Genomic DNA, 8,101 nt, shown 5'->3' on the forward strand with positions numbered 1-8,101 from the left:
TGGCATTCAACAACTGGCCGGGCACCGCCGGCAGATCGCCCAGCGCGCCCGCGGCCACCTGGGCGTTCTGAGCTTTGATCGCGGCAATCACGTCCGAGCTGTTGATTTGGTACTTCGTGAGCTTGTCCGGGTTGAGCCAGATGCGCATGGCGTACTGCGTGCCGAAAGTCTGGATGTCGCCCACCCCCGGCAGACGGCTGATCGGATCCTTGACCACGCTGAAATTGTAGTCGGCGAGGTCCGTGCCCGACATGCTGCCGTCCTCGGAGATCAAGCCGACCACGATGAGGAAGTTGCGCACCGACTTGTTCACCTGCACGCCCTGCTGCTGTACTTCCTGGGGGAGGAGCGGCGTGGCGAGCGCGACTTTGTTTTGCACCTGCACCTGGGCGATGTCGGGATTGGTGCCGCCTTCGAAAGTGCACGTCAGCGTCAGCGTGCCGGCCGAGGTGCTCTCCGCCTCGATGTAGCGCAGGTTGTCGATACCATTGAGCTTTTGCTCGATGACTTGCGTGACGGTGTCCTCGAGCGTCTTGGCCGAAGCGCCGGGGTAAACCGCCACCACGCTGATGGCCGGAGGCGCGAGGCTCGGGAACTGCGCGACGGGCAGGTTCGTGATCGAAAGCGCGCCCGCCAGCATGATGAGGATCGCAATGACCCAGGCGAAAACGGGCCGGTCGATGAAGAAGCGTGACATCAGGAAAGATCTTTTCGGCGGCGGCTTTAGTGGGCGGCGGAAGCCGTCGCGGGTGGAGTGGGAGCGGACTCCGCGGCGGCGACCTTGACCGGCGCGCCGGGGCGGATTCGCTGGAGATTATCGACGATGACCTGATCGCCCGGCTTCAGCCCCGCGGTGACCAGCCATTGATTGCCGACCGCGCGCGATGTCTGGAGCACGCGCAGTTCGACCAGGTTGTTCGCGCCGACGATCATGGTCGTCGGCTCGCCCTTCGAGTTGCGGCTCACGGCGAGTTGCGGCACGAGGATGGCGTTCGGCCGGATGCCTTCCTCCAGGCGCGCGCGCACGAACAACCCGGGCAGCAATTCACCGCGCGGGTTCGGAAAAATCGCGCGCACGGTCACGGAATTCGTCGTGGCATTGACGGTCACATCGGACATCTCGAGCGTGCCTTCTTCCGGATAGATCTCGCCGGTTTCATGGATGAGCTTCACGCGGGCATTCCCCGATTCGTCCGCCTTCAGCCGCCCGCTGGCGAGTTCGCGCCTCAACCGCAGGAGCTCGCTGCTGGCCTGCGCAACGTCGACGTAGACGTGGTCGAGCTGTTGCACGGTGACGAGCAAAGTCGCGTTGGCCGCCTGCACGTAAGCGCCCTCGGTCACTTGCGAAATGCCGATGCGCCCCGCGACCGGCGACGTCACCTTGGTGTAGTCGAGATTGATCCGCGCGGACTCCACGGCGGCCTTTCCGGAAAGGACATCCGCATCGAAAGTGCGCTGGCTGGCGAGGGCATCGTCGTAGTCCTGCTTGCTGATCGCCTTGGCGGTCAGCAGCTGCTTGTATCGTTCTTCTTTCAGCCGGGCGTTCGTGGCATCGGCCTGCGCGCGGGCGAGCGTGCCGAGGGCGCTGTCGAGCGCTGCCTGGTAAGGCGCGGGATCGATCTCATAAAGCAACTGCCCTTCGGTAACATCGGTGCCCTCCGTGAAGAGGCGCCGCAAGACGATGCCGTTGACGCGCGCCCGCACCTCCGCGACGCGGCGCGCCGAGATACGTCCCGGCAGATCCTCCGTCAGCGTCACCGGCGCCGGGGCGATCGTGAGCACGCTGACCTCCATCGGGCCGCCCGGGCCACCGGGTGGGCCCGCTTGCTTGGGTTTGCAGCCGGCGATCAGCCCCGTGGCGAGTAAACCAAGGCTCGTAACGCCAAGGAGTCGGCGAAACGATCGGCCCCAAGGCGTGGGGTCGGTGGAAATGGGAGACGGCGTCATAGAACGGAATCGGTGGGAGGCACGCCAAAGGTCGGCTTTGCCTCGATAAGATGCGGGTTAACTCGGTCGAGCCGGCGAGGCGGACATACCGGCAGCGGTAAAAGCAATGAGGCTCTGGATCAGCCCTTCGCGGTCGGGTTTCGTCGCCGCGGGATTGAGCACGGCATACGGGACCTGGTCGAAGCGCAGCCACGTCTGGAGCCCGTGATGGAGCGCGCCGTGCAGGAAAGACATGCGCCAGAAAAGATCCCCGGGCGACAGGCTCGGCACCACGCGGAGGATCGCCGCATCGAACCGGCGGACGACCTCGGCGAACTGCTCCTCGACAAAGCGCTTCACCTCCGGATTCGACTCCTGGAAGGAGCGGCTGATCAATCGCATGAGGTCCTCGCAGGTTTTCAAATCGTGTCCCTCGCTCTCCATGACCGGCCGGATCAAGGCGTCGAGAATTTGCTCGAGTTTCAACTTTTCCGGTCCGACCGCCGCCTCCAGCGCATCCAGTCGCGCCACACGCTCCCGATTCACCGGTTCAATGCGCCGCGCGAATACCTCCAGCGCCAGGCGGTCTTTCGTGCCAAAATGATAATTGATCGCCCCGAGATTGGCTCCTGCCGCCTTTATAATCTCGCGCACCGAAGTCCCCTCGATGCCATTTTGGGAAAACAGGCGCTCCGCGGCATCGAGCAGAGCGACACGAGTGGAGAGCTGGGAATCCGGGGAGCTGAGACCCACCTGTGGGGGTTCATACGTATGCATGATACGAACGTATGAATTATTCCACCGCTAGCAAGCGGTTTTCTCTGGGCTGCCGATTAGGTCGTGCCAGGCCCCGCCAAAACGACTTCCATGACCGGCACCATGAAACCACTCCCCCGCCCATGGACCGCTCTCTTCGCATTGGCCGCCATGGTGCTGCTCGCGCCGCACGCCGCAGCGAAACCGCCCTCCATCATCCTCGTGATGGCGGACGACGTGGGTTACGGCGGCTTTTCGTGCTTGGGCAATCCGGTCGTCCAAACGCCGAACTTCGATCGCTTCTACCGGCAGAGCGTGCGCTTCACGAACTTTCACGTCAGCCCCACTTCTTCGGCGACCCGCGCCGCGCTCTTCACCGGGCGCCACGAGTTCCGCAGCGGCGTCACGCACACCATGCTGGAGCGCGAGCGCATGCGGCTGGATGCCACGACGATCGCGCAGATCCTCAAGTCCGCCGGCTATGCGACGGGCATTTTCGGCCAGTGGCACTTGGGCGACGAACCCGCCTATCAGCCGGACAAGCGCGGCTTCGATGAAACTTTCATCCACGGCGGCGGCGCTCTCGGCGAGACGCTGCCCGGCAGCGGTGGCGACGCGCCGGGCAACACCCCTTTCGACCCGAAGCTCCTGCACAACGGCGAATTTGTTGAAACGCTGGGCTTCTCCACCGACGTCTTCTTCCACCACGCCATCGAATGGATGGATGAACAGCTCGACGCCGGCATACCGTACTTCGCCTGCATCATGCCCACGGCCGCGCACGAACCGCCCCTCTGCCCGCCCGAGTACGAACGGCCGTATCTGCGCAAAGTGCCGCCGAAACTCGCTGCTTACTTCGGCATGATCGCCAATCTCGACGACAACTTCGGCCACCTGCTGGACAAGCTCCAGGAGTGGGGCAGCGAGGAAACGACGCTGGTGATTTTCCTCACCGACCACGGCGGCACGCCGGACGCGAATGTCTACAACGCCATGCTGAGAGGTGGCCAGGGGAGCCCGTACGAAGGCGGCACCCGCGTGCCCTTTTTCTGGCGCTGGTCGGGCCAGTGGAAAGCCGGCGCCGACGTGGCCGCTCTCACCGCCCACCTCGATCTCTTCCCCACCCTGGCCCACATCGCCGGCGCCGAGATACCCGCCGCGGTCGCGGCGAAACTCGAAGGCCGCGACCTGCTCCCGCTGTTGAAAGATCCGTCGGCCGAATGGCCCGACCGCCTCCTCTACACCCATGTCGCCGGATGGCCCCGCGGCGAGGCCGCAAAATCCCAACACGCGAACACCTCCGTGCGCGACAGCCGCTTCACTCTCGTCAACAACGCTGAACTCTACGACCTCCAGGACGATCCCTCACAAATGAAGAACGTGCTCAGCAGCCACGCAGGGGAAGCGGGAAAACTGCGGTCCGCCTACGACCGATGGTGGGAAGACATTCAGCCCGACCTGGTCAATGAAAACGCCGTCGGCCCGAAAGTGAACGCCTTCAAGGAGCGCTACTGGAAGCAATTCGGCGGGGGTCCGGCCCCGAAGTCTCCCGACTCCAAATGAACTGTCACCGGACAGGGCACTGCAACACGTCGTGGATTCTGCGCAGCAAGAGATCCGCTCCGTAGGGTTTGTTGAGAATCGTCTCGATTTTCAACTCCTTCAGCTGAGACCGGCGCAACTTTCCTCCCAGGCAAGTGGAGACCAGGATCGGCAGGTTCGGCGCAAGGTTGCGCAGGGCCCGGATCAGCGCGACGCCGTCCACGTGCGGCATATTCAAATCGGTAATGACCATCGCGATGCTGGCGCGCTGGGTCGCGAAGATACTCACCCCCTCGGCGCCGTCCGCGGCGAGAAGCACCCGGTACCCGGCACTTTCGATCGCGATGCGGGCCGCGGTGCGGACCGCCGCCTCGTCGTCGACCACGAGGATGCATTCGCCGTTGCCCCGCGGCGGAAGCGCGCAATCCACATCGCCCCGGGAAGCAGGCCCGCCCGGTATCGCCGGCAGGCAGATTTGAAAAGTAGTCCCCCCGGGGAGCTGGGTCTTCACGTTGATGAATCCACCGTGGCTCTGCACGATGCCGAGGACCGTGGAAAGTCCCAGCCCAGTCCCCTGCCCGGCCTCCTTGGTGGTGAAGAAGGGTTCGAACATGTACTCGAGGATATCGGCGACAATGCCGGTGCCGGTGTCACTGATCTCGAGCATCACATAATGGCCCGGCCGGGCATCCAGGAGCATGCTCGCGTAGCCGGCATCCACTTCGAGATTGCTGGCCCGCAAGCGCAATTTGCCACCATCCGGCATGGCATCGCGGGCGTTCACGCACAGGTTGAGCAACACCTGGTGCAGTTGCGTCGCATCGCCGCTCACCGGGTGCAGTTGCGGTTCCACTTCGCTCTCGATTTGCACATCCTTCGGAAAAGTCCCGCGCACCATGGTGAGCAATTCCTGTATCACCGCGTCCACCTGCAATGGCACTTTTTCGCCCTCCAAGCCACGGCCAAAAGTGAGGATCTGCTTGACGGTTTGCACCCCGCGCTCCGTGCTCTGTTCGATCGTGGAAATGAGTTCTTCGCGGACCTCCGGCCGGAGATCATGCCGGAGCATGGGCACACACATCTTGATCGGCGAAAGGATGTTTCCCAAGTCATGCGCCACTCCGCTGGCGAGGACGCCGATACTCTCCATCCGCTGGGCGCGAAGGTTGCGCACCTCGAGTTTTTTCTGTTCCGTAATGTCGGTATTGATCGACAGAACAGACTTGGGCTGGCCCGCCGCATCGCGCACCAGGGTCGATCGGGTATTGACGATCAACTGCTGGCCGTTTTTCGCCCGGTGCCGGCTCTCTCCCCGCCGTTCATCGGTGGTCAGCAAGGCCTGCCGCAGGGCGTCGGGCGTGGTCGGGTCGTCGAAGATGAGGGCTCCGATTTCCCGGCCCATGGCCTCCGCGGCCGTCCAACCGTAAAGAGTTTCCGCGCCCTTGTTCCAAAAGCGGATCTTTTGATCATCGAAACCGTGCACGATGATCGCGTCGTGAGCCAGGTCGAGCATCGCGGCCAGCTCCCGCACCCGCTCTTCCGCCTGCTGGCGCACCGTCACGTCACGCACCACCGCCACAATGTAATCGCGTTCGAGCCGCACCCAACGCGCATTGATCTCCACCGGGAAAGCCCCGCCGTCCTGGCGGCGGTGCAAACTTTCCTGGGTGAGAGAACCCACGTCGCGAATGTGGGCCACTCGCTGGGGCCAGTTGGCCTCGGTGACCATCGGGTCGACATCGCAAACCCGCATCGTCAGATATTCTTCCCGGGTGCAGCCGCGCTCGGTGCAGGCCCTTTCGTTCACATCGAGGTAGCGCCCGGTCTCCGGGTCGACGATTTCCAGGGCATCGATCGAGTGGTCCATCAAGTCGCGGAACAACCGGTGCGCCTGCTCCGCCAGCTTGCGCTCGGTGATTTTCTCATGCGCTATCACAGCGCCACGCTGCGCCCCATGGAGCGGAGAGACTCGCATCTGAAACCACCGTTGCTCGGTCGCCGAGTGACTCGGATATTCCATGACGAAGCTCGCCACCGACCCTTCCAGCACGGAACGCAAACCCTTGCTCGCGGCCCGCGCATCCGCATCGGCAAACTTCTGCGAGCTCATTTCGCAAGCCGTCAGGTAATTCTGCCCGAGAAAATCGGAGCCGCTGTTTTCCCGCGCGAATCGGCTCCAGGCTTCATTCGCCGCGATGATCTCTCCTCTTTCGTTCACCACAACGACTTCCACGCTCAGCGAATGAAAGACATCTTCGACGAAAGTCGCGCGCTCCCGCGACGTCTGTGCGGCCGAGCGTTCGCTCCGCCTCCGCTTGCTCTCCTCCAAGGCGGTGCCGACCAGCTCCCCCAAACGCGAGAGCCGCTCTTTCAACACATAATCGGTGGCGCCCTGTTTCATCACCTGCACGGCGGTTTCCTCACCGGGGACGTCGGAGATGACGATGAACGGGATGTCCAGATCACGCTCGCGCCGGAGTTCCAGCGCGCGGCCGCTCGAAAAGCGGGGCAGGGTGTACGCGCAGAGGACGAGTTGCAAACCGGGCCCGAGATTCGCCAGATAGTCTTTCTCGTTATCGACTCGCACCCACTGGGGATCGAATCCGGCGCGAAGCAGTTCATCCACCACCAGAGTCGCGGAGTCTGGACCGTCTTCGACGATCAGAACCCGAAGCGAGCATGGTGCACTCGTCCGCTGGTCATCGCGCCGCCTCGGCTGCGGAATGGGGGGACGTTTACGCGTAACCACAATTCAATGGGATCCTGAATAGCACGATAAGCGCCATCGGCGGAAACGGGAAAGTCCCTTTGGTCAACAGCAGACGGGATAAACAGCAACGGCGCAGTGGCGACACTCTGTTATATTATCGACGATAGTCGACATCGCAACCTCGCCCTCCGCAATTCGGCCAGCCGATCGGCTTTCCCGATCTACGTGACGATCTCCACCTTGCCCGCGAGGTTGCGGCTAAAGGCGTGCAATTGCTTTTGCGCCGGATCAAGGTGCCGCACGGTGAGCTTTTCCTTCGTCACTAAGAGATGCGAAAAGCCATTTGACATTTCGGAATAAATTTTGCGCTCCGGGGTCTTGATCTTGGTGATCGAGGCGCCGCCCCCACCGGACACGACAAAGGACGTGCTCACGCCCTCGAATTCCAGGTGTTGCAGGTCGTGATCGTGCCCGCAGAAGTAAGCCGCCACGCCGTACTTCTGGAACAGCGGACCCCATTGCGCAATCAAGGCCGCGGAGTCGCCGTGCGGGCCGTTGCTATAGAGCGGGTGATGGCCGAAAGCCAGGGTCCACGGGGCGCGCGGCTTTTGCAGTTCCTTCTCCATCCAGGCCAGTTGCTTGGCCTTTTCCTCCAGGGTGAGATAGGCGAGGTGGTTCTGGTAATTGCTGTCCAGCACCAGGCAGGTCACGAGCGGATCATTCGCCGGCCAATCCACACGATACCATTTCGCCGGCATCGTCCAGCGGGTTCCCGGATGCGCATCGGCGTAGGAAAGCTCCGCGGCCACCTTGTGGAAATTCTCCTCGTCGTAATCGTGATTGCCGAGCATCGCCCAGCACGGCCCCGGAAAAACATCCGCCGGATACATGTCCTCAAACCCCTCCTTCCAGCGCGGCGAAGCGACGCCGCCCTCCATCGTGCCGTAGAAGTTATCGCCCAGCAGGAAGAGCCCTTCCGGCTTGATATTGCGGGACTCGACGTACCCTTTCATCGCCGACGCCACCGTCCCTTGCATGCTCGGGGCATTGGGATCGCCGTCCTTGGCACCGGGCACGGCGCCCTCTTGCAAGATCCGGTATTTCTTCGCGCTGCCGACGTCGCCCAGCATCAGAAAATGCAACCCCTCTTCCGCCGGCGCCGGCGCG

General features: G+C 63.0%; 6 protein-coding genes. 1 reads left to right on the top strand and 5 read right to left on the bottom strand.

All coding sequences use genetic code 11. The annotated features are described in order from the left end of the window. From ABJF10_RS26755 to ABJF10_RS26765, 3 genes are all read right to left on the bottom strand, one after another. Positions 1 to 697, bottom strand: a 697-nt coding sequence (locus ABJF10_RS26755) for an efflux RND transporter permease subunit (protein ID WP_348547686.1), incomplete at its 3' end; no start/stop codon positions are given. Positions 698 to 723: 26 nt separating this feature from the next. Beyond that, entirely contained in the window at positions 724 to 1,947 is a 1,224-nt protein-coding gene (locus ABJF10_RS26760) for an efflux RND transporter periplasmic adaptor subunit (protein ID WP_348547687.1), read from the bottom strand. 57 nt (positions 1,948 to 2,004) lie between these two features. Then, positions 2,005 to 2,703, bottom strand: coding sequence for a TetR/AcrR family transcriptional regulator (locus ABJF10_RS26765; protein ID WP_348547688.1), 699 nt, complete (start codon positions 2,701 to 2,703; stop codon positions 2,005 to 2,007). Between the two features lie 102 nt (positions 2,704 to 2,805). On the opposite strand from ABJF10_RS26765, the gene ABJF10_RS26770 reads away from it, so the two are divergent. Next, positions 2,806 to 4,245, top strand: a complete 1,440-nt coding sequence (locus tag ABJF10_RS26770; protein ID WP_348547689.1) for an arylsulfatase — start codon at positions 2,806 to 2,808, stop codon at positions 4,243 to 4,245. Positions 4,246 to 4,249: 4 nt separating this feature from the next. On the opposite strand, the gene ABJF10_RS26775 is transcribed toward ABJF10_RS26770, so the two are convergent. After that, on the bottom strand, positions 4,250 to 6,850 hold the full coding sequence (locus tag ABJF10_RS26775; protein ID WP_348547690.1) for a PAS domain S-box protein: 2,601 nt from the start codon (positions 6,848 to 6,850) through the stop codon (positions 4,250 to 4,252). A 305-nt stretch (positions 6,851 to 7,155) separates the two neighbouring features. Then, positions 7,156 to 8,101, bottom strand: a 946-nt coding sequence (locus tag ABJF10_RS26780; protein ID WP_348547691.1) for a metallophosphoesterase, incomplete at its 5' end; no start/stop codon positions are given.

The sequence above is a fragment of the Chthoniobacter sp. genome, assembly GCF_040003245.1.
Taxonomy (GTDB): domain Bacteria; phylum Verrucomicrobiota; class Verrucomicrobiia; order Chthoniobacterales; family Chthoniobacteraceae; genus Chthoniobacter.